This is a genomic window from Pantoea sp. UYEF8 (assembly GCF_040546285.1).
Taxonomy (GTDB): domain Bacteria; phylum Pseudomonadota; class Gammaproteobacteria; order Enterobacterales; family Enterobacteriaceae; genus Pantoea; species Pantoea brenneri.
Genome location: NZ_JBEPNM010000015.1, coordinates 1 through 19,080, shown reverse-complemented (window position 1 = coordinate 19,080; position 19,080 = coordinate 1). Strand labels below are relative to the sequence as shown.

The 19,080-nt window shown below is 53.3% G+C and carries 11 protein-coding genes and 5 pseudogenes; 9 read left to right on the top strand and 7 right to left on the bottom strand.

The features are described 5' to 3' along the window. Positions 1-19 precede the first annotated feature (19 nt). Genes ABIB18_RS20895 through ABIB18_RS20885 form a run of 3 tightly spaced genes read right to left on the bottom strand, consistent with a single transcriptional unit; the run spans position 20 to position 4,041 of the window. On the bottom strand, positions 20-1,012 hold the full coding sequence (locus ABIB18_RS20895; protein WP_004118901.1) for a thioesterase, FlK family: 993 nt from the start codon (positions 1,010-1,012) through the stop codon (positions 20-22). Further along, entirely contained in the window at positions 1,009-2,598 is a 1,590-nt protein-coding gene (locus ABIB18_RS20890) for a class I adenylate-forming enzyme family protein (RefSeq protein ID WP_004118898.1), read from the bottom strand. Before ABIB18_RS20890 ends, ABIB18_RS20895 begins: the two co-directional genes overlap by 4 nt. A 36-nt stretch (positions 2,599-2,634) precedes the next feature. Further along, the gene (locus tag ABIB18_RS20885) at positions 2,635-4,041 is read right to left on the bottom strand and encodes a purine-cytosine permease family protein (RefSeq protein ID WP_004118895.1); all 1,407 of its coding nucleotides are present in this window, start codon (positions 4,039-4,041) and stop codon (positions 2,635-2,637) included. Positions 4,042-4,995: 954 nt separating this feature from the next. On the opposite strand from ABIB18_RS20885, the pseudogene ABIB18_RS20880 reads away from it, so the two are divergent. Next, a pseudogene (locus ABIB18_RS20880) lies at positions 4,996-5,998 on the top strand (integrase core domain-containing protein). Between the two features lie 209 nt (positions 5,999-6,207). Beyond that, positions 6,208-6,900, top strand: a pseudogene (locus ABIB18_RS20875) (IS1 family transposase). Between the two features lie 222 nt (positions 6,901-7,122). On the opposite strand, the gene ABIB18_RS20870 reads toward ABIB18_RS20875, so the two are convergent. Then, positions 7,123-8,490 carry a formimidoylglutamate deiminase gene (locus ABIB18_RS20870; protein WP_354475545.1) on the bottom strand — a complete coding sequence of 456 codons (1,368 nt, stop codon included), beginning with the start codon at positions 8,488-8,490 and terminating at the stop codon, positions 7,123-7,125. Between the two features lie 98 nt (positions 8,491-8,588). Between ABIB18_RS20870 and hutC the strand changes: the two genes are divergently transcribed. Further along, positions 8,589-9,350 (top strand): histidine utilization transcriptional repressor HutC, encoded by a 762-nt coding sequence (gene hutC, locus ABIB18_RS20865; RefSeq protein ID WP_354475543.1) that lies wholly within the window; start codon positions 8,589-8,591, stop codon positions 9,348-9,350. Continuing rightward, positions 9,347-9,904, top strand: coding sequence for a HutD/Ves family protein (locus tag ABIB18_RS20860; RefSeq protein ID WP_004118884.1), 558 nt, complete (start codon positions 9,347-9,349; stop codon positions 9,902-9,904). The genes hutC and ABIB18_RS20860 overlap by 4 nt, the downstream gene beginning before the upstream one ends. A 33-nt stretch (positions 9,905-9,937) precedes the next feature. Here ABIB18_RS20860 and ABIB18_RS23815 read toward each other — a convergent pair. Both ABIB18_RS23815 and ABIB18_RS20845 read right to left on the bottom strand, forming a co-directional pair. Then, a pseudogene (locus ABIB18_RS23815) lies at positions 9,938-10,948 on the bottom strand (aromatic amino acid lyase). Positions 10,949-11,148: 200 nt separating this feature from the next. Then, positions 11,149-12,157 (bottom strand): annotated as a pseudogene (locus ABIB18_RS20845) (ATP-binding cassette domain-containing protein). Between the two features lie 499 nt (positions 12,158-12,656). Between ABIB18_RS20845 and hutU the strand changes: the two are divergent. The 5 genes and pseudogenes from hutU to ABIB18_RS20820 form a co-directional block, all read left to right on the top strand. Then, a complete protein-coding gene (hutU, locus tag ABIB18_RS20840) occupies positions 12,657-14,333 on the top strand; it encodes a urocanate hydratase (RefSeq protein WP_004118875.1) in 1,677 nt (558 codons plus the stop codon). 52 nt (positions 14,334-14,385) lie between these two features. Further along, positions 14,386-15,777, top strand: a complete 1,392-nt coding sequence (locus ABIB18_RS20835; protein ID WP_004118873.1) for a purine-cytosine permease family protein — start codon at positions 14,386-14,388, stop codon at positions 15,775-15,777. Between the two features lie 11 nt (positions 15,778-15,788). Beyond that, entirely contained in the window at positions 15,789-16,997 is a 1,209-nt protein-coding gene (gene hutI / locus ABIB18_RS20830; protein WP_354475540.1) for an imidazolonepropionase, read from the top strand. After that, on the top strand, positions 16,990-17,799 hold the full coding sequence (gene hutG, locus ABIB18_RS20825) for an N-formylglutamate deformylase (RefSeq protein ID WP_004118865.1): 810 nt from the start codon (positions 16,990-16,992) through the stop codon (positions 17,797-17,799). Before hutI ends, hutG begins: the two co-directional genes overlap by 8 nt. 254 nt (positions 17,800-18,053) lie before the next feature. Further along, positions 18,054-18,986, top strand: a pseudogene (locus ABIB18_RS20820) (IS3-like element ISKpn38 family transposase); the annotation flags it as partial. A 15-nt stretch (positions 18,987-19,001) separates the two neighbouring features. Here ABIB18_RS20820 and ABIB18_RS20815 read toward each other — a convergent pair. Then, the coding region (locus ABIB18_RS20815) for an IS1 family transposase (RefSeq protein ID WP_001401901.1) at positions 19,002-19,080 on the bottom strand (79 nt) is incomplete at its 5' end.

Here is a 19,080-nt window from a genome sequence, read left to right as displayed (position 1 = left end):
ACTTCTCTCCGTCGGTGGCTCAGCAGCGCTCTCCCGCAGATGCCAGCCAAGTGTCCATCATATCAAGGCGGTCATTTCCCCAGAACAGTTTGCCATCGGCAAACACTGCTGGTGCACCAAATACCCCGCGAGCAATAGCTTCATCTGTGTTCGAGACTATGGCTAGCTTCCGGGCTTCATCGCCGATGGAGGAGATGCACGCATTTTTATCTAGCCCTACTGAAGTGGCTAAGTCGCCTAAGATGGCAACATCGCTAATATCCAGACTTTGTGACCAATACGCCTGCATCACCTTGAAGGCGAATGCTTCTCCCAGCCCCTCTTCAACTGCATACAGGGTAGCTCGCAGCGCACGTGAAGGCCGCAACGGGAACTTAGGATGATAACTTAGTGGCAGCCGGCGAATGCGCGCCCAGTCCTGCATATCTTGTTTGAACCAGTTGACAAACGCTGGCGAGGCATCCAACGGTCTACGACCACCTATGCGGTCAATCAAATTAGCCAGATGGAAGGGACGTAGTACTATCATTCTTCCGTACGCAGCGGCAATTTCTCTTAGACGGGGGAAGGCGAGGTAGCACCAAGGGCTGTGAAAATCAAAGAAAAACTCCAGCGGAGCTCCCTCTGGCAGTTTACCATCAGCACGTTCAAAACGGCTGAGTGGCGCTAGAGCACGTTCATGCTTACCGCTCATGATCAATGCTCCCGCTTGATGCGCCTGTACGAAAAACTGCAATCTTTTCTCGTCTGCGCTAATTAACGTCGCCGTACAGCGAACCTCCTGATAAGGCCAGGCGGGTTTATGATGATGTACGTCGACATGGGTTCCCACGCTCACCCAGCCGGACGGTAAGTCTTTTGCTACAGCATCGGCACTGGTCTCCTCCAATAGAGCGATCAACGCTGGTGTCGACACCACTTTCACACCCGTGTTGCCAATTGCAGCTGCTGTTTGGTGCGGCCCAGGGGTGAAGACGCATGTATGTGGATAGCCTGTCACACTCATTTTCATAAAAGCTCCTTCAGTTGCCCATCAAGGGCTGCGGTTTTCAACATGCGCTTGAGGATCTTCCCGCTTGACGTCATCGGCCATTCTACGATGGTAAAGACCCGAGCAGGATGTTTAAAACCAGCTATTTTACCAACACAGGCTTTTCTTATTTCATCTTTGGATAACGGCTTGGTGGACTCAATAGCGGCGGCTACCACTTCGCCGTAAAATTTATCGGGTAGAGCGAAGACTGCAACTTCAGTGATCGACGGATGCTCACGCAGCAGATTTTCTATCTCTACAGGATAGATATTTTCACCACCGCGAATGATCATATCGCGCAGGCGTCCTCCTACCAGTTCGACCCTACCATCGATGTTTAGCCGACCGAGATCGCCCGTATTCATCCAGCCTTGAGGATCGATGCAGCGAGCGGTTTCCTCCGCATCTCGATGATATCCCAACATGACCATTGGCCCACGAACCTGTAGCTGGCCGATTTCCCCGTGGGGGAGTACCACTCCGGTATTCGGATCGCAGACCTGCACTTCAACTCCAGGTAAGGGCAAGCCAGCGGTGGCAAAGCGCTGGGGACTTTGCCAGTAATCTAACGCTATCAGTGTGCTGGCTTCCGTCTGCCCGTAAACCTGCACCAACCCATTAATAGGAAACGCCCGCGCGCACTGTTCCAGAAGTCTCGGATCGCAGTCTGCACCACCGCAGGTTCCGGTACGCAAAGACGAGAGATCGAAATATGGTCTGTCCGGATGCTCTAACATCGCTAAGTAGGACGTGGGGACTCCCGTCAGAACTGTACAGCGCTCCCGTTCTATCAGCGAAAGCATTTGTCCGGCGTCGAAAGCACGCATACCCAAATATGTCGCACCAGCTGTCAGGCATGCCAGAATATTCATGATGCAACCTGCACAGTGGAAGAGCGGAATAATGGATGTCCAGCGATCCATCTCCGTCACTTCCAGCCGCTGCACGGTGCCCCAGGCATTCATCATTATCCCTTCCATACAGAGTTCTGCGCCTTTAGGCCGTCCAGTAGTACCAGAAGTATATTGGATACTAGCCAACTCTCTGGGGGACCATACCCACTCCGTCAGTTCAGCCAAAACGGGTTGGCGCATTACCGCTTCATATTCCATATCATCGAAGTTAATAATGTCTCTTAGGCTAGGGAGTTGAGGATGAATCGCTCGTACCATGGCTAAATATTCGCTGGAGCGAAAACGTTCGGACAGCAAGATGGCAACCACTTGGCTGTGATCGAGAACGTGGCGTAAATCATTATCACGGAAATGAGTATTAACAGGCACCAGTATCGCACCTAAGGCCGAAATTGCAATCTGGGCAACTGGCCACTCAATACGATTTTCTGCCAACAGAGCCACCGGGTCACCCGCTTTTACACCACGACGACTTAGCTCTAGCGCCAACTTGTCGACACTGTCAAGCCAACCTCTGAAGGTCATTCGTTGATTACCAGCATCGAATACCAGAGCTTCTTTATCAGGCCATTTTTCTGCATAATGACGCAGTAAACTGTATGGCGTATTAAGCGACGTTTTTTCGGAAAATGGGTCAACAATATATTTCATGTATGGATCCTTTATTTGGGATTATTATTTTTACTGTTAATCAGTAGCCTGTATTTTCATAGAAGCGGGGGGCAATATTCTGCTGTAAATGTAATACACTATGCCGGTGCCAATCAGGCCAACTAACCAAGAGATATCTGCGCCATCTAACAAGCCTGCAATCGGACCAGTGTAAATACTGCTGGAAACAAAAGGAAGTTCCATTAATAAGCCAATGAAGTAAATGGAAATTACACTCCAGTTCCAGCGGCCATATATTCCTTGTGGATCGTTTAATGCCTGTAGGTCGCATTTAGAACGATGCCCCCACTGCCAGTCAGCCAGGCAAATTGCACTCCAGGGAGAAATAAAGGTCAGTAGAAATAATAAAAAAGAAGAAAAAGCGTGTATGAAGCTTCCCGAGCCCCATAACGCAATGGAAACAGCTAACAAAATCATGGCTGATACATAAATAAATCGATGACCGACAGAGACGGTTGCTTTTCCTCTGAAACCATTCACAAGCGTCGCACTCGACATATAACTGCTATACGCATTCAATGTCATCATGGTTATTTTGCCGAAGCCTACGACAAAGTAAAGCAAAGATGCGACGAGACCGGATGCCCCCAGATTTACAACGAATTCTACTTCATGTCCGGTAAATGCCACTCCGGCAATAGCGGCGGAAAAAACACCAAATGTCATGGCTGCCTGAGAGCCCAGCGTTGTTCCAGAGGCGGCGGCAAAGAACACTTTCAGTTTTGATGTATCCGTAGGGAGGTAACGTGAATAATCTCCGACATAGGGGCCATAAGCAATTTGCCAGGCCGCCGCCAGTGAAATGGAAAGGATAAACTGGTTGGGAATAAACTTTCTCTGTTCTAGAAGACTGCTAATATTATGGCCAGCTAATAATGCAACGAACATGTAAATAAATGCAATGATGCCGACCACACTCGCGATCCGTGCTAAAGAATGTATGGCGCGGTAGCCTAAGGTGGCAACCAAGATCGTGATGACACCGAATAAAACGATACCCTGCCATTCTGCGGCATTCAAAATTTTTGCCACGGCCTGTCCTGCCAGCAAGGTGCCTCCAGCAGAGAACCCTATATATAAAAAACTTACCAGTAAAAGAGGGATGACCGCGCCATAAACACCAAATTGCATACGGCTTCGAATCATTTGTGGCAGTCCTGTAGCTGGCCCTTGTATGGCCTGTAGCCCCATTATGATACTGCCTAATATCTGACCTATAAATAAACCGATTAATGACCAGAAAACATCGCCGCCTAATACAACGGCCAACGCGCCGGTCACAATAGCGGTAATATTAAGGTTAACCCCTAGCCATAATGTAAACTGTCCCATAGCGCTGCCGAAGCGCTCATTATCAGGTACATAATCGATTGACCGTCTTTCTATAACCGTGTGCTTTACAGTGCTAGTGGAATGTTTCATAGATGAATCCTTTGAAAATTACAAGCATATAATCTGAACGGTACGCTGCCTGCTAGCAACATTTACTCGTTCTGCTATAGGCCGCCTGCTGTCATCAACATGAAGACTTAAACCTCTGCCTTTCTGCGATTCAGTCTTTAATACCCGTTTTTTTTGCAGTGCCCCGATAAATTAGGGTGCCGATACCTTGACGATAAACGTGTTATGACGACATACGCCACTACTCCTCATGGGATAAACCTCATATCATTGATTCGAATACCTCAGAAATTAACTACTCTCAGATATTAATTAAGCATGACGTAGTATCATCTTCGATCGTGATGTATTTTTTCCTCCGCCTGAAGTACTCGGCAGTCTCGGGTTCTGGTTATCAACCACCACAAAGTCAGAGCCATCATGTTTAATTCTGTGATTGAAGGTACTCATCGTAATAACCGCCCCTTTACTTTGGTTGTTGGATTTTTCTCATAAAATATAAGCTGTAAGAAAGATTTAATGTACAGGCCTGCATATACAACTTGCATTAGCCATGCCATGATTGCGCACTAAAACATAAAAAGTTGAATTTAAAGCAGTTATTTTTATCTCCGCTGGTTTTACCAGAGCGGAGTTTTGTAAAGTATCCTCAAAGAAATCAATTGTTGATAAAATGTAAGCATGACATGCCCCATTACAGGGATAAACACTTAACATTTGCACCACAATTGAGCAATGAAGTTATCCACTAGATAATCATTAGCTATTGATTTAAATAAAATATTATATCCTCCTGTTTTATAAAAAATATCACTCCATCTTTGCAACCGTTAAACTGGTCATGTATATACAACTAAGCTAACCCTGACTCGAACTCCTGCACCATTCAGAAACAAAATGCCGGCATGTTCTACACTCCCTGAACGGAGGTGGTGAGTTCGTGCCGATGAAAAATCACGATTCACCGAAGAGCAGATTGTTTTTGCCCTGAAGCAGGCTGATCCGGTGACGTCCGTGCCGGAGGCCTGCCGTAAGCAGGGTATTTATGATCCCACGTGTTATACGTGACGAAAAAAACGGCACAACATCTCCTACCGAACTGAAGCACATGCGGTAGCTTGTGGATGAGAATCTCAGGCTGAAGATGCTGGTTGCCGTTCTGAGCCTCGACAAGGCCATGCTGAAGACGTGCTGGCAAAAAAGAACTGACGCTGGCGCGTCTGCGCGAATGGGGCCGTGACCTGCAGGTACGCTATAGAGCCAGTGAGAGGCGGTGTTGTTTTGCGCTACGGGTCAGCCGCAGCTCTCTACGCTACCGTTCTGTGTCGACAGACGACAGCGCATTGCGCTCGCGTATCAGTGGGATCACCGAGACACGGGTTCACTATTGCTACCGGAGGGTTCACGTTATGCTAAGGCGGGAGGGCTGGCGGGATAAACATAAGCGTATTTACCGACTCTACAGCGAGCAGGGGCTGTATCCGAATCATGCCTGAGGCATGGACTTTTTTTCTGATGCCTAATTTGACGGGCGTCGGTTACGCCAGCTGACAGTCATTGATCTCTACACACGCGAATCTCTTGGGATCTGCGTGGGCCAGAATCAGCGCTCAACGGAGATCGCAGAGATGAACACCATTGCCCTCACACGTCTCTTACCACAGTTGCTGAAAACTCATAACGGCTCTGAATTTGCTGGAAAATGCTGGACAAGTTGGTGTATGAAGGGGAGGGCCATATAGACTTTTCCAGGCCGGGAACACCGAGGGACAATGCCACAGTGGAGTCGTTCAATGGCAGTCTGCGACAGGAATGACTGAACAAGGACTGGTACATGTCTCTGGAGGTTGCACGGTGCAGAATCGAGGCCTGGTGCATACACTATAACCAGAGGCGTCCGTATTATATACCCGGTTGGATGACGCCATCCAAATTCGCAGAGAAGTCTGCCTGTTGGCAGAATATGCAGTCAACATGAAGTCTGTTATTCCTGATTACGAATGGACCATATTCGGGGTCAGGGTCAACCAACCGACATGACAAACTGATGGTTGTATCTGATACTGGGACTGGTCATCACCTGTAACTTATGAGGACAGTACTCCTACCGAGGTGTATTCATCCACGAGGAGGGTGATGCTGCCAACTTACTGATTAAGCGTATGATGATGTTTTTGAGGTGCTCCAGTGGCTTCTGTTTTTATCAGCAGTCCCTCCTGTTCAGCTACTGACGGGGTGGTGCGAACGGCAAAAGCACTGGCGGACATCAGCGCTATCTCTGCTCTCACTGCCGTAAAACATGGCAGCTACAGTTCACTTACACCGCCTCTCAACCCGGTACGCACCAGAAAATCATTGATATGGCCATGAATGGCGTTGGATGCCGGGCAACCGCCCGCATTATGGGCGTTGGCCTCAACACGATTTTACGTCACTTAAAAAACTCAGGCCGCAGTCGGTAACCTCGCGCATACAGCCGGGCAGTGACGTCATCGTCTGCGCGGAAATGGACGAACAGTGGGGCTACGTCGGGGCTAAATCGCGCCAGCGCTGGCTGTTTTACGCGTATGACAGGCTCCGGAAGACGGTTGTTGCGCACGTATTCGGTGAACGCACTATAGCGACGCTGGAGCGTCTTATGAGCCTGCTGTCACCCTTTGGGTGATATGGATGACGGATGGCTGGCCACTGTATGAATCCCGCCTGAAGGGAAAACTGCACGTTATCAGCAAGCGATATACGCAGCGAAATGAGCGGCATAACCTGAATCTGAGGCAGCATCTGGCAAGGCTGGGACGGAAGTCGCTGTCGTTCTCAAAATCGGTGGAGTTGCATGACAAAGTCATCGGGCATTATCTGAACATAAAACACTATCAATAATTTGGAGTCATTACCCTAAATAGCATATTGATTCATGAGATAACCAGTAACTTATAATTCTGCATTAAAAGGTATTCACCTCCTGAATTGCAAGGAGTGAAGCCAAGCAAGAGGGGCGATGCTTCACGACCGACATGATCCCGTTAGTAAAATCATTTGAATTATTTAAACTTCATTCAGAAACAAAACCGGTTCACCGTCGTTGAACCGGTTTGTTCGATGTCAGACTGCAAGATGTTTCATTACCTGAATAAATGCCTGTGAGACAGATTCTTCTTGATGGTGATGCCCATCCTCAATCACCCAGCGTCCGCCAGTCATCACCGCGGTAATGGGATTAGATGAACAGGCGAAGATCCAACGGTTGAGCAGCATCTGGTCTTCTGCGCTGGCGATAAAGGGATTCTGGCTATCCAATACGACCAGATCGGCCCGATATCCTACGCTTAGCTGGCCAATGTTTTGGCCCAGCGCTCTGGCGCCGCCTCGTAGTGCCCCTTGATACAGCACGTTGCCAACGTGAGGCTCGCCTGGGACGATGAGCCGATTGCGGCGCTGGGCTATCAGGCGCTGCCCGTATTCGAACCAGCGTAAATCCTCGCTGACGCTGACGCTAATGTGGCTGTCGGAACCGATTCCCCAGACGCCGTTATTCTCCAGATATTGTGGGCCGGGGAATATGCCATCGCCGAGATTGGCTTCGGTGGTCAGGCACAGGCCGGCCACCGCACCGGATGTGGCGATCTTCATCGTTTCCTGAGGCATCAGATGAGTGGCGTGGATCAGGCACCAGCGCGAATCCACGGGGAGATGGTTGTACAGCCACTCCACCGGGCGCTCGCCGGACCAGGCCAGGCAGTCATCCACCTCTTTTTGCTGTTCAGCAATATGAATATGAATCGGCTGCTGGCCAGGATGGCAGGCCAGAATGGCGCCAATCTGCTCCGGCGTAACGGCCCGTAATGAGTGGAAGCACAGACCGGTACGCTGCATTGGCTCGCCGGCCAGCCGCGATGTGAGCGACTCGTACATTGTCAGGTAGCTGTCGCTATCGTTGATAAAGCGGCGCTGTCCAACGGAGGGCGGCTGCGCGCCAAACCCGGCGTAACTGTACAGGACGGGCAGCAGCGTCAGGCCGATGCCGGTATGTTTCGCTGCTCTGGCGATACGCAGCGCTAATTCCGTCCGCTCTTCATAAGGCGCGCCGCTGCTGCTGTGATGCAGATAGTGGAATTCGGCGACCGAGGTGTACCCGGCTTTGAGCATTTCGATGTACAGATAGCTGGCGATGGTTTCCAGCTGTTCTGGCGTAATTTTATCTACCAGCCTGTACATCAGATCCCGCCAGGTCCAGAAGCTATCCGACGGGTTTCCCGCGACCTCCGTTAACCCGGCCATCGCCCGCTGGAAGGCATGGGAGTGCAGGTTTGGCATACCCGGCACGACGACCCCTTTGATGCGCGTCGCATGCGGACTCGGCGCTGCGTTCTTTTCCAGCGCGGTTATGATGCCTTCTTCGGACACGGTTATGCCGACGTTATTTGCCCAGCCATCAGACAAAAGCGCTTTTTCTGCCAACCAGACTGCCATTTTACCACCTTATTATTAGTGCTAATATACTTGTACATATATATACATCTAACAGGTCATAGAGTAAACTTACAACGTCAGCATATGAGGAATAGTTAATGGCGCGTAATGACTTGTCAAATTCGGATTCCGTGGATGAGATACTTGAACATCCCGCCCCCTTTTATGAAAGGGTTAAGGTCATGATCAAAACCAAGATCCACAGCGGGGCATGGCCAGCGAATTACCGTGTTCCCTCTGAAAGCGAACTGGTTACGCTGTTTGGTTATAGCAGGATGACGATTAACCGCGCGTTGCGAGAACTGACCGCGGAGGGCTTGCTGGTGCGAATGCAGGGGGTCGGTACTTTTATCGCCGAAATTCGCGGTCAGTCGGCGTTGCTGGACATTAACAATATAGCTGACGAAATCGTCAGCCGTGGCCATCGCCACCACGCCAGAGTTTTCAGACTGACGGAAATCGAAGCCGATGCCCAGCAGGCGTTCAGCTTTGGCATGCAGCAGGGTTGCGGTCTGTACCATTCGCTGATTTGCCATTATGAAAATGGCGTACCGGTTATGCTGGAAGACCGACTGGTGAATATGCAGGTTGTGCCTGACTACCTGCAGCAGGATTTTACACGTATCACGCCGAACGCCTATCTCTCCTCAATTGCGCCGATTGTTGAAGGCGAACACGTTATTGAAGCGGTCAACGTCACGCGGGCCGAGTGTGTTTACCTGGAAATTGATGAACATACGCCTTGTCTGCTGGTCAATCGTCGGACGTGGACCGGCCGTCAGGAGAAGAAAATCGTCACCAGCGTGCGCCTGGTCTATCCCGGTCCGCGTTACCGTCTGGAAGGGAGCATGCGCAAATGATCCGTCTGCTCCCTGCCGGGTTGTATACGGAAATGCCCTGGAAAAACGGCCTGGGCGTGACGCGCGAAGTGGCCCGCTATCCGGAATCGGGAGAATATGAATGGCGTATATCCCTGGCGACCATTCGCCAGCCTGGTCCGTTCTCCACATTTCCCGGCTACCTGCGCAATATCAGCGTGCTGGAAGGCGGCGGGATGTACCTGACAATTGATGGGCAGCGCAGCGCATTGATTGCGCCTTTCCAGGCGCTGGGGTTCAACGGCGCGAGCGGCGTATCCTGTGAGATTGTCGGCGGCCCGCTGCTGGATTTTAATGTGATTTACCGGGAAGCCGCTCTGCGGGCGACGGTGAGCTGGTGCGGGGCGGGAACGTGGTCGTATCAGGGCGGACTGCGGATATTGTTTAATGCCGGGCCCGCGTTGCGGGTGAGCGTCGGCGACCAACGCTATTTACTGGAACATTACGACAGCCTGCTGGTGGATGAAGCGGTGGCGCTGGTTATCCAGGACTCTCCGGGCGTGCGTCTGGCCCGCATCACGCTGGTTCCCCTTTAATCACGCCGCAGGCTCCATCTGCGGCGCCTGTTGTCACTCCTCTTCGCACAATGCCTGCAGCATCGCGCTGAGTTCGCCCTGATGAATCAGGGCGCGTAGCGCATGTATATCGGGGTAGAGCAGCGTATCTTTATCCCGAAACGGCACGCCTGACGCACTCTCTCCAGCGTCGCCTCGCTGCCCACGGCGGCACGCAGCGGGCGATGGAACTTCAGCGCCTGACAGGCGCACAGCAGTTCGATGGCGACGATGTCCACGGCGTTTCTACCGCCTGAAGCGCTTTGCGTGCGGCGGCAACCTCCACATGCTGACATGATCTTCCTGACCGGCGCAGGTGGACACCGTGTGGATACTGACCGGGCCGGCCAGACTGCGGTTATCGCCCGCCAGCGCAGCGGCGACGTAGGGTGGGATCATCATCCCGGAGTACCCCGAATCCGGCGAGATAAGAAAGGCCGGCAGCCCGCTGAGATGCGTATTGGTTATTCGGTCGCAACGGGCCTGGGAAGCGGTGCTCAACTGGGCAATCGCAACGGCCAGCGCCGTTGGCGCACCGCGGATCTGGGGGATACAGCGTATACTAAGCGAGTCCTGAAGCATAATTATCCTCTCTGAGGTTGCCAGCTGCTGAGTTGATGAGTGGCGTAAACCACCAGCATATACAGCAGCAGCGCCAGAATGATGCTGTCCGCGATCCCACCGATGATGGGAGTCAGAAATTGCAGCAGGAAGCACCAGGGTAAACAGCGAGCCGAGCTGTGGTGTGCCAATTAATGCCGCGACGGAAACGATTCTGACCTTAAACACCACGGCAACGCACAGACCGTAACGAATCACCGGCACGGCCAGCGGCGGGTCGTTCTGGAAAAACTGCTGGGCGGGTTTATACCCGAGCGCTGCCGCGGACTGACGGGTATCGGCCGATACGGAGTTCAGCCCGTCGCAGACGGTGCAAACCAGTAGCGCAAAGCTGCCGATGGCAAGTGCGACAACAACATTAATGGGGTCCAGAATCTGTGTGTAGAGCAGCGGGGGCAGCAGCACAAACAGCGCCAGTGACCGAATGGTATACAGTATGCCAAACAGGTTAACGATCGCCGGCTTGACCGATGGCAGGTGGTGAATGCCCCAGGCTACAGGGGGCGCCAGAATTACCCCTATTACTACCTGCACAATTTCGAGATAGCTGTGCCAGAGAAACAGGTTGAAGATTTAATCGCTCTGCGCCCATAGCCAATCGAATCTCATGCTCCCTCCTGGCGCGTGGATTTACACATGTCGAGTACTTGATCGAGGTGGATGGTCCCCTGCGGGATTTGCCGTTCATCGACGATCACGGCCCGGTGGTTGGGCGAGCTCAGTGCAGCGTCCAGTAAATGGCGCAACGGGCTCCCTTGCTGGTGGAACGTCGCCCCCAGATTGATGTTGTCGTGGGTAATTGCTGTTGCCGGCTGATGGGTGTCGAACCAGCCAAACGCTTTGCCGTTTTGGGTAACCAGCAGCCAGCGGTCGATGGTCATCTCTTTGGCGTGCTCGAAGGAACAGTCCAGCTCGGCATAGGGCTAGTTGCGTAACCCGGTTTCTGTGTCGGAGGCGTGGAAACTCAGTTTGCGATAGCCTCTGTCTTTGCCGATAAAGTCCGACACAAAGGCGTTTTGCGGCGTATTGAGCAGTTCGCCAGGAGAGGCCATCTGCGCCAGCTTGCCGCCAGGTTTAAGTACCGCGACCAGGTCGCCGAGCTTCATGGCTTCATCAATATCGTGAGTGACCATAATGATGGTTTTGCTCACCTCTTTCTGAATACACAAAAACTTTTCCTGCAGCTGTTCGCGGACCACCGGGTCGACCGCGCTGAACGGTTCGTCCATCAACATAAACTCCGGGTCTGCCGCCAGGGCGCGGGCAACGCCCACGCGCTGCTGCTGCTGGCCTCCGGAAAGCTGTCAGCGGAAGGTTTGGCGATTTGCGGATCCAGACCGACGACTTCCAGTAATTCCCCCGGCTCTGGCTTTACTTTTAGTGGCGCAGTTGCACGATATCCATTTGCTCGGTTACTGGAACCGTTATCGGGCCAAATCCTGCATAACGATTCCAGTAACCGGTTAATTATCCGCAACAAGGTGGTTTTCCACAGCCCGAAGGGCCGACAAATACCCTAATATTGCCACACGGTGCTACCAGGCTAAGGCCATTTACTTCGATCGAACCGTTGTCGTAGTGCTCAGCCACATTCTGGAAGGTAATCGTCTTCACGCGTCTGATTGTTGTGTGTGGTGTTCCCGAGTGCAGGGGAGTCACGCGACAAAATTCTGCTATAGGTAATCTTGTATGTACAACAAAAACGCTTGCGTCAGTACCAGTGAAATACGCAATAAGATGGTTATTTAGTGATTTAAAACAATTCATTAGTGTATTTTTCCGTTATAGGGTACTGCCGTTTATGGCGAGATAAGAAGTCATGACGAGATAGAAAATGCACTGGTGTTATCTTTTTGTGATGTTTTGGTGCACAAAAATAAGGCAGAGAGCTGTATTTTTGCACCATAATGGCACATCACCACAGTGTGTTCACGATGGTATAGCGCAGGATGCCTCTCTTATTTAATGTTAACTTGCTGTATTTTATGGGTTTTATAAATTTATTACTAATCTGGCATTCAATATGCTTATCATGTATACACAACTAAGCCGTAAAAAATAAAATTTACGATTAAGTAGCATATGACAGGTTACAGATAAGAAGGTAAAGCGCATGAGTAAACAAGCAACCCGTTTTCGCGATATTGAAATCAGAGCCCCGCGAGGCACTAAGCTGAACGCAAAAAGTTGGTTCACAGAGGCGCCGCTGCGCATGCTGATGAACAACCTGGATCCCGATGTCGCCGAAAATCCAAAAGAGCTGGTGGTGTACGGCGGTATTGGCCGGGCGGCCCGCAACTGGGAATGCTACGACAAGATCGTGGAGACCCTGAAGCAGCTCAATGATGATGAAACGCTGCTGATCCAGTCCGGTAAACCGGTGGGGGTTTTCAAAACCCACGACAATGCCCCGCGGGTGCTGATCGCCAACTCGAACCTCGTGCCGCACTGGGCAAACTGGGAGCACTTCAACGAGCTTGATGCAAAAGGTCTGGCGATGTACGGGCAAATGACGGCCGGCTCATGGATCTACATCGGAAGCCAGGGCATTGTTCAGGGCACTTACGAAACGTTTGTGGAAGCCGGGCGCCAGCACTATAACGGTAGCCTGCGCGGACGCTGGGTGCTGACTGCGGGTCTGGGGGGGATGGGCGGCGCCCAGCCGCTGGCCGCAACCCTGGCGGGAGCCTGTTCGCTGAATATTGAATGCCAGCAGTCGCGTATCGACTTCCGTCTGCGTACCGGCTATGTCGATGAGCAGGCGAGCGACCTGGATGACGCCCTGACCCGCATTGCCCGCTATACCGCAAAAGGAGAAGCGGTATCCATCGCGCTGCATGGCAACGCGGCGGAAATTTTACCGGAGCTGGTAAGACGCGGCGTGCGCCCGGACATGGTGACCGACCAGACCAGCGCACACGATCCCCTCAACGGTTATCTGCCGCTGGGCATGAGCTGGGAAGACTACCGCGCACGCGCGCAGTCCCACCCGGTGGAGACGATCCACGCGGCGAAAGCCTCAATGGCCGAACACGTTAAAGCCATGCTCGCCTTCCAGCAGCAGGAGATTCCCACCTTCGATTACGGCAACAACATCCGCCAGATGGCGAAAGAGATGGGGGTGGAAAACGCTTTTGACTTCCCAGGCTTTGTTCCCGCCTATATTCGTCCGCTGTTTTGCCGGGGTATTGGCCCATTCCGCTGGGCGGCGCTTTCCGGCGATCCGCAGGATATCTACCGCACCGACGCGAAAGTTAAAGAGCTGATCCCCGACGACGAACACCTCCACCACTGGCTGGATATGGCCAGAGAGCGCATCAGCTTCCAGGGGCTGCCGGCCCGCATCTGCTGGGTCGGCCTGGGGCAGCGCGCCCGTCTGGGCCTGGCGTTTAACGAAATGGTCCGCAGCGGCGAGCTGTCGGCGCCAGTCGTGATCGGCCGCGATCATCTTGACTCCGGCTCCGTTGCCAGCCCTAACCGCGAAACGGAAGCGATGCAGGACGGCTCCGACGCGGTATCCGACTGGCCATTGCTGAACGCGCTGCTGAATACCGCCAGTGGCGCGACCTGGGTTTCCCTGCACCATGGCGGCGGCGTAGGGATGGGCTTCTCCCAGCACTCCGGCGTCGTCATTGTCTGCGACGGCAGCGATGCAGCGGCGGAACGTATTGCCCGGGTGCTGAGCAACGATCCGGCCACCGGTGTGATGCGCCATGCGGATGCGGGTTATGACATCGCGATTGAATGCGCCAGAGAGCAAGGACTTAACCTGCCAATGATTGCGGATTAATTTCTCCGGCGAAGGGGGCAATGTATCCCCTTCGCCTCACCGGAGTGCAGCCATGAATAATAACAACACAACATACATCGAAACACGTTCTATTGAACCCATCCCTGACGGTGAACGCCACGGTAGCATTTTTAGCCAGTTCACCCTGTGGCTGGGGGCTAACCTGCAAATTACCGCCATGGTCACTGGCGCATTAACGATTGTATTCGGCGGGGATGTTTTCTGGTCGCTGGCCGGTCTTATGCTGGGGCAGATTGCCGGTGGGATTGTGATGGCATTGCATGCCGCGCAAGGGCCGCAGCTGGGGATACCACAGATGATCAGCAGCCGGGTACAGTTCGGCGTCTACGGCGCCTGCCTGCCGATTCTGCTGGTCTGCCTGATGTACCTTGGCTTTATCGCCACCGGGGCGGTGCTGTCCGGCCAGGCGATCTCAGCGGTTTTCCATACTACGGAAACCAGCGGCATTCTGCTTTTTGCTGCCGCCACGCTGGTTATCGCCTACGTCGGCTATCGGTTGATCCACCTGTTGGGTAAGCTGGCAAGCCTGGTGGGGATTATCGCGTTTATCTACCTGCTGTGGAAAATCAGTGCCTTTCCGGCTATTGGCGACCTGCTGAGTATCCGACCCTTTAGCTGGAGTACGTTTTTAACCGCCACCGGCCTTGCGGCTTCCTGGCAGATCACCTTTGGCCCCTATGTTGCCGATTATTCCCGCTATCTGCCGCGCAGCACCTCTCCCGGGAAGGTCTTTTTCGCCGTCGGGAGCGGTTCGGTGATTGGCGCGCAAATCGCCATGACCGTCGGGGTGCTGGCTGCCGCTCTCTCTCAGGGAAAACTGGTCGGTCATGAGGTGGACTATATCGTCGGCCTGGGCGGCACCGGCGCGATTGCCACGCTGTTATATCTGAGCATCGCGTTTGGTAAACTGACGATCAATACCCTGAATGCCTACGGCAGCCTGATGTGCCTGGCGACGGTGTACAGCTGCGGGAAGCAGCGAGTGCGCGTAAGCCAGTCGGTACGTCTGCTGGTGCTGGCGATGATTATTACCCTGGCGACCGCTATCGCGATTATCGGGCAACACTCTTTCCTGTCGGCGTTTAAATCCTTCCTGTTGTTCCTGTTGACTTTCTTTACACCGTGGAGCGCGATTAACCTGGTGGATTACTATTTTTTCAACCATCAGGCGATAGACATGGAGGCGCTGAACGATCCGAACGGGAAATATCGGGCGTGGAATGTGACGGGGCTCGGGGTTTATCTCGTTGGAGTGGCGGTACAGACGCCGTTTATTGATAGTGGATTCTATTCCGGCCCATTCGTGAAGATGCTGGGCGGTATCGATATCTCCTGGCTCATTGGGCTGGCGCTTCCGGCGGGGCTCTACTATGTCCTGCGCAAAGCGCCGTCCGCGGCGGCTGTCGCCGCCATCAGTCGTTAAAGGAGAGCGTCATGTATACCCTTTGGCACCACTGCCGGATCGCCACCATGGCCGCAGGGCATTATCAGTTGCTTAACGATGGCGCGATGCTGACCGACGGCGCAGTGCTGTTATGGGCCGGGAACCGGGCAGAAATGCCGGACTTGCCCGTTGCGCAGCAGGTGGATTTGCAGGGCAGGGTGGTCACGCCGGGACTGGTGGATTGTCATAGCCACGCAGTGTTTGGCGGCGACCGGGCCCGGGAATTTGAAATGCGTCTCAACGGGGCGAGCTATGCGGAGATCGCGGCCGGCGGCGGTGGGATCGCCAGTACAGTCAACGCCACGCGACAGGCCAGCGAAAGCCAGTTGCTGGAGAGCGCGCGGCAGCGTATCCGGGAGCTGTGCCGGGACGGCGTAACGGCGCTGGAGATCAAATCCGGCTACGGCCTGGATCTGGCTAACGAACGTAAAATGCTGCGGGTGATCCGCCGTTTAGGCGACATTGTGCCGCTGACCGTGCGCAGTACCTGCCTGGCGGCCCATGCGGTGCCCGTCGAGTATCAGGAGCGGGCGGATGCCTGGATTGACTATATTTGCGAACGACTGCTGCCGGAACTGCATCAGGAAGGGCTGGTGGATGCGGTGGATGCGTTCTGCGAACACCTGGCATTTTCGCCCTCGCAAGTGGAGCGGGTCTTTCAGAAGGCCCGGGAACTGGGGCTGCCAGTGAAGCTCCATGCTGAACAGCTAACGCTACAGCATGGGGCGGCGTTGGCCGCTCGCTACCATGCGCTGTCGGCGGATCATCTGGAATATTTGTGCGAAGAAGATGTCGCCGTAATGGCACGCCATGGGACGGTGGCGGTGCTGCTGCCGGGCGCCTATTACTTCCTGCGTGAGAAACAGCTACCGCCGCTGGATCTGCTGCGTCAGTACCGGGTGCCGATTGCCCTCGCCAGCGATTTAAATCCCGGCACCTCGCCGGTGTTGTCCCTGCGTCTGATGATGAATATGGCCTGTACGCTATTCCGCATGACGCCGGAAGAGGCGTTGGCTGGCGTGACGCTTAACGGCGCGAAGGCGCTGGGGCTGGATACAGTTTGCGGTTCTCTGGAAGCCGGAAAAGAGGCCAGCTTCGTGGCGTGGGATATCGCTCATCCGGCGGAGCTAAGCTACTGGCTGGGAGGCTCCCTTTCGAAACAGGTGATTTATCAAGGTAAGGAGGTTTATTGTGATTAAGGCGTTTGATTTGCGGCAGGGGAACCTGCCCCTGCTGGTCAGTATGCCCCATCCGGGAACGTTATTAACCCCCGAAGTCGACCAGGGACTCACGCCGAGGGCGAAGCGTCTGGAAGATACCGACTGGCATGTTCCCTTGCTCTATAAGACCATCGCGGACATGGGGGCCAGCACGTTATGCGCCCGCTATTCCCGCTATGTGGTGGATATCAATCGCCCGGCGGATGATAAACCGCTTTACAGCACGGCGACAACCGGGCTGTTTACCGATATCTTTTTTGACGGCGAAGCCCTGTTCGTGCCGGGCGGTGCGCCTGACGCGGCGGCGAAGGACGCGATCCTAAAACAGGTCTGGCAGCCTTATCACCAGGCGCTTGCCGCTGAACTGGCACGCCTGCGTGAGAAATTTGGCTATGCGCTGTTGTGGGATGCGCACTCGATCAAATCCGTGGTGCCGCGCTTGTTTGAAGGGCGCCTGCCGGATCTGAACTTTGGTACGGCGGACGGCGCCAGCTGTTCGACGCAGCTCAGCCAGGCGCTGCTGGCAAGCTGCAGTGCGTTCCCGCAGTATAGCCGGATACTCAATGGCCGCTTTAAAGGCGGATATATCACCCGTCACTATGGCGATCCCGTCAACCATATTCATGCAGTTCAGCTAGAAATGGCCCAGTGCTGCTATATGGATGAGGAGAGCTTTGCTTATCTTCCGGAGAAAGGGCTGCAGGCGCAACAACTGCTGGAGAGGTTGATTAATACTGCGTTGCAGTGGGGACGAGAGGAGTACGGCAAGCCCGGAATGTGAACACGTATATTGAAAAGCCGAAGACACAATCACACGAAAACACCAAAATAGACGAAAGCGATAAGGAAGGGAAGTGCTGACACAACGATCGCTTAGCCTTAATGCTGAAGCAGGATTCTCCCATGAAGGAACTGACCCCATACAGCTTGACAGTTATAATCAGCCAATGGACTGACCCCACGCCTGTAGACAAAATCCTGTCCTCACGACGAGGGGGAGTGCGGACGAATTCCTGGACCTTCAGGGGTTAATTTATGCATTCATACGAGGACCGGATCCGGGCCGTCGAACTCTATTACCGGTACGGAAAGAAAGCCTCCGTTGTCGTCATGGAGCTGGGATATCCTTCCACAAAACAGCTGGGCCGTTGGGTTCGGATTTATGAAGAGAAGGGCGATTTACCCAGGGAATTAAAGCCAAGAGAACGCTATTCACGGACACAGAAAATTGCTGCTGTTGAGCATTATCTTACTCACGGTGGTTGCCTGTCGTACACTCGCCGAGCCATCGGCTACCCCAGTAACGAAATTCTAAAGCGCTGGATTGAAGAGTTTTACCCAAATGCGCGTCCCCTGGTCATTCGCTCAGGCACAAACAAATGCTTCAGCCCGGAAGAGAGGTCTCAGGCCGTCCGGGAGCTCTGTAACCGACGTGGAACCGCGCGTAAAGTTGCACAAAGCATAGGCGTCAGCGTCCCGGTCCTGTACAAATGGAAGAAAGACCTTATCAGTGACGAGGCTTATCAATCCATGCGCAAACGAAAGGCAGCCCCTCAAGATAAAAATCAGGATGCTTTACTCGGTGAAATCCAGCGACTCAGGCAGCAGGTTCATCAGCTGCAGCTCGAACGTGACATACTGACAAAGGCGAATGAACTGATAAAAAAAGATCTGGGCATCAGCTTTCTGACACTGAAAAACAGGGAGAAAACCCTGATAGTTGATGCCCTTAAGAAAAAGTACCCCGTTGCTGAGTTGCTAAGCGTTCTGCAACTTGCCCGCAGCTGTTATTTTTACCACAAAGCCAGCAAACGTCTGTGCGATAAGTATGCGGAAATACGCGTGATCATGGCCGATATCTTTGAGGAGAATTACCGCTGTTACGGCTACCGGCGCCTTCACGCGATGCTTCGCGGTAACAACAGGGTTATTTCTGAAAAGGTTGTCCGCAGACTGATGGCAGAAGAGGGTAATGGTCCCAACTTATTGATAGTGTTTTATGTTCAGATAATGCCCGATGACTTTATCATGCAGCTCCACCGATTTTGAGAACGACAGCGAC

What these genes read in the sequence shown, in the direction of transcription:
- ABIB18_RS20895 (WP_004118901.1), bottom strand. Translation starts at nt 1,012, where the DNA reads ATGAAAATGAGTGTGACAGGCTATCCACATACATGCGTCTTCACCCCT.
- ABIB18_RS20890 (WP_004118898.1), bottom strand. Translation starts at nt 2,598, where the DNA reads ATGAAATATATTGTTGACCCATTTTCCGAAAAAACGTCGCTTAATACG.
- ABIB18_RS20885 (WP_004118895.1), bottom strand. Translation starts at nt 4,041, where the DNA reads ATGAAACATTCCACTAGCACTGTAAAGCACACGGTTATAGAAAGACGG.
- ABIB18_RS20870 (WP_354475545.1), bottom strand. Translation starts at nt 8,490, where the DNA reads ATGGCAGTCTGGTTGGCAGAAAAAGCGCTTTTGTCTGATGGCTGGGCA.
- hutC (WP_354475543.1), top strand. Translation starts at nt 8,589, where the DNA reads ATGGCGCGTAATGACTTGTCAAATTCGGATTCCGTGGATGAGATACTT.
- ABIB18_RS20860 (WP_004118884.1), top strand. Translation starts at nt 9,347, where the DNA reads ATGATCCGTCTGCTCCCTGCCGGGTTGTATACGGAAATGCCCTGGAAA.
- hutU (WP_004118875.1), top strand. Translation starts at nt 12,657, where the DNA reads ATGAGTAAACAAGCAACCCGTTTTCGCGATATTGAAATCAGAGCCCCG.
- ABIB18_RS20835 (WP_004118873.1), top strand. Translation starts at nt 14,386, where the DNA reads ATGAATAATAACAACACAACATACATCGAAACACGTTCTATTGAACCC.
- hutI (WP_354475540.1), top strand. Translation starts at nt 15,789, where the DNA reads ATGTATACCCTTTGGCACCACTGCCGGATCGCCACCATGGCCGCAGGG.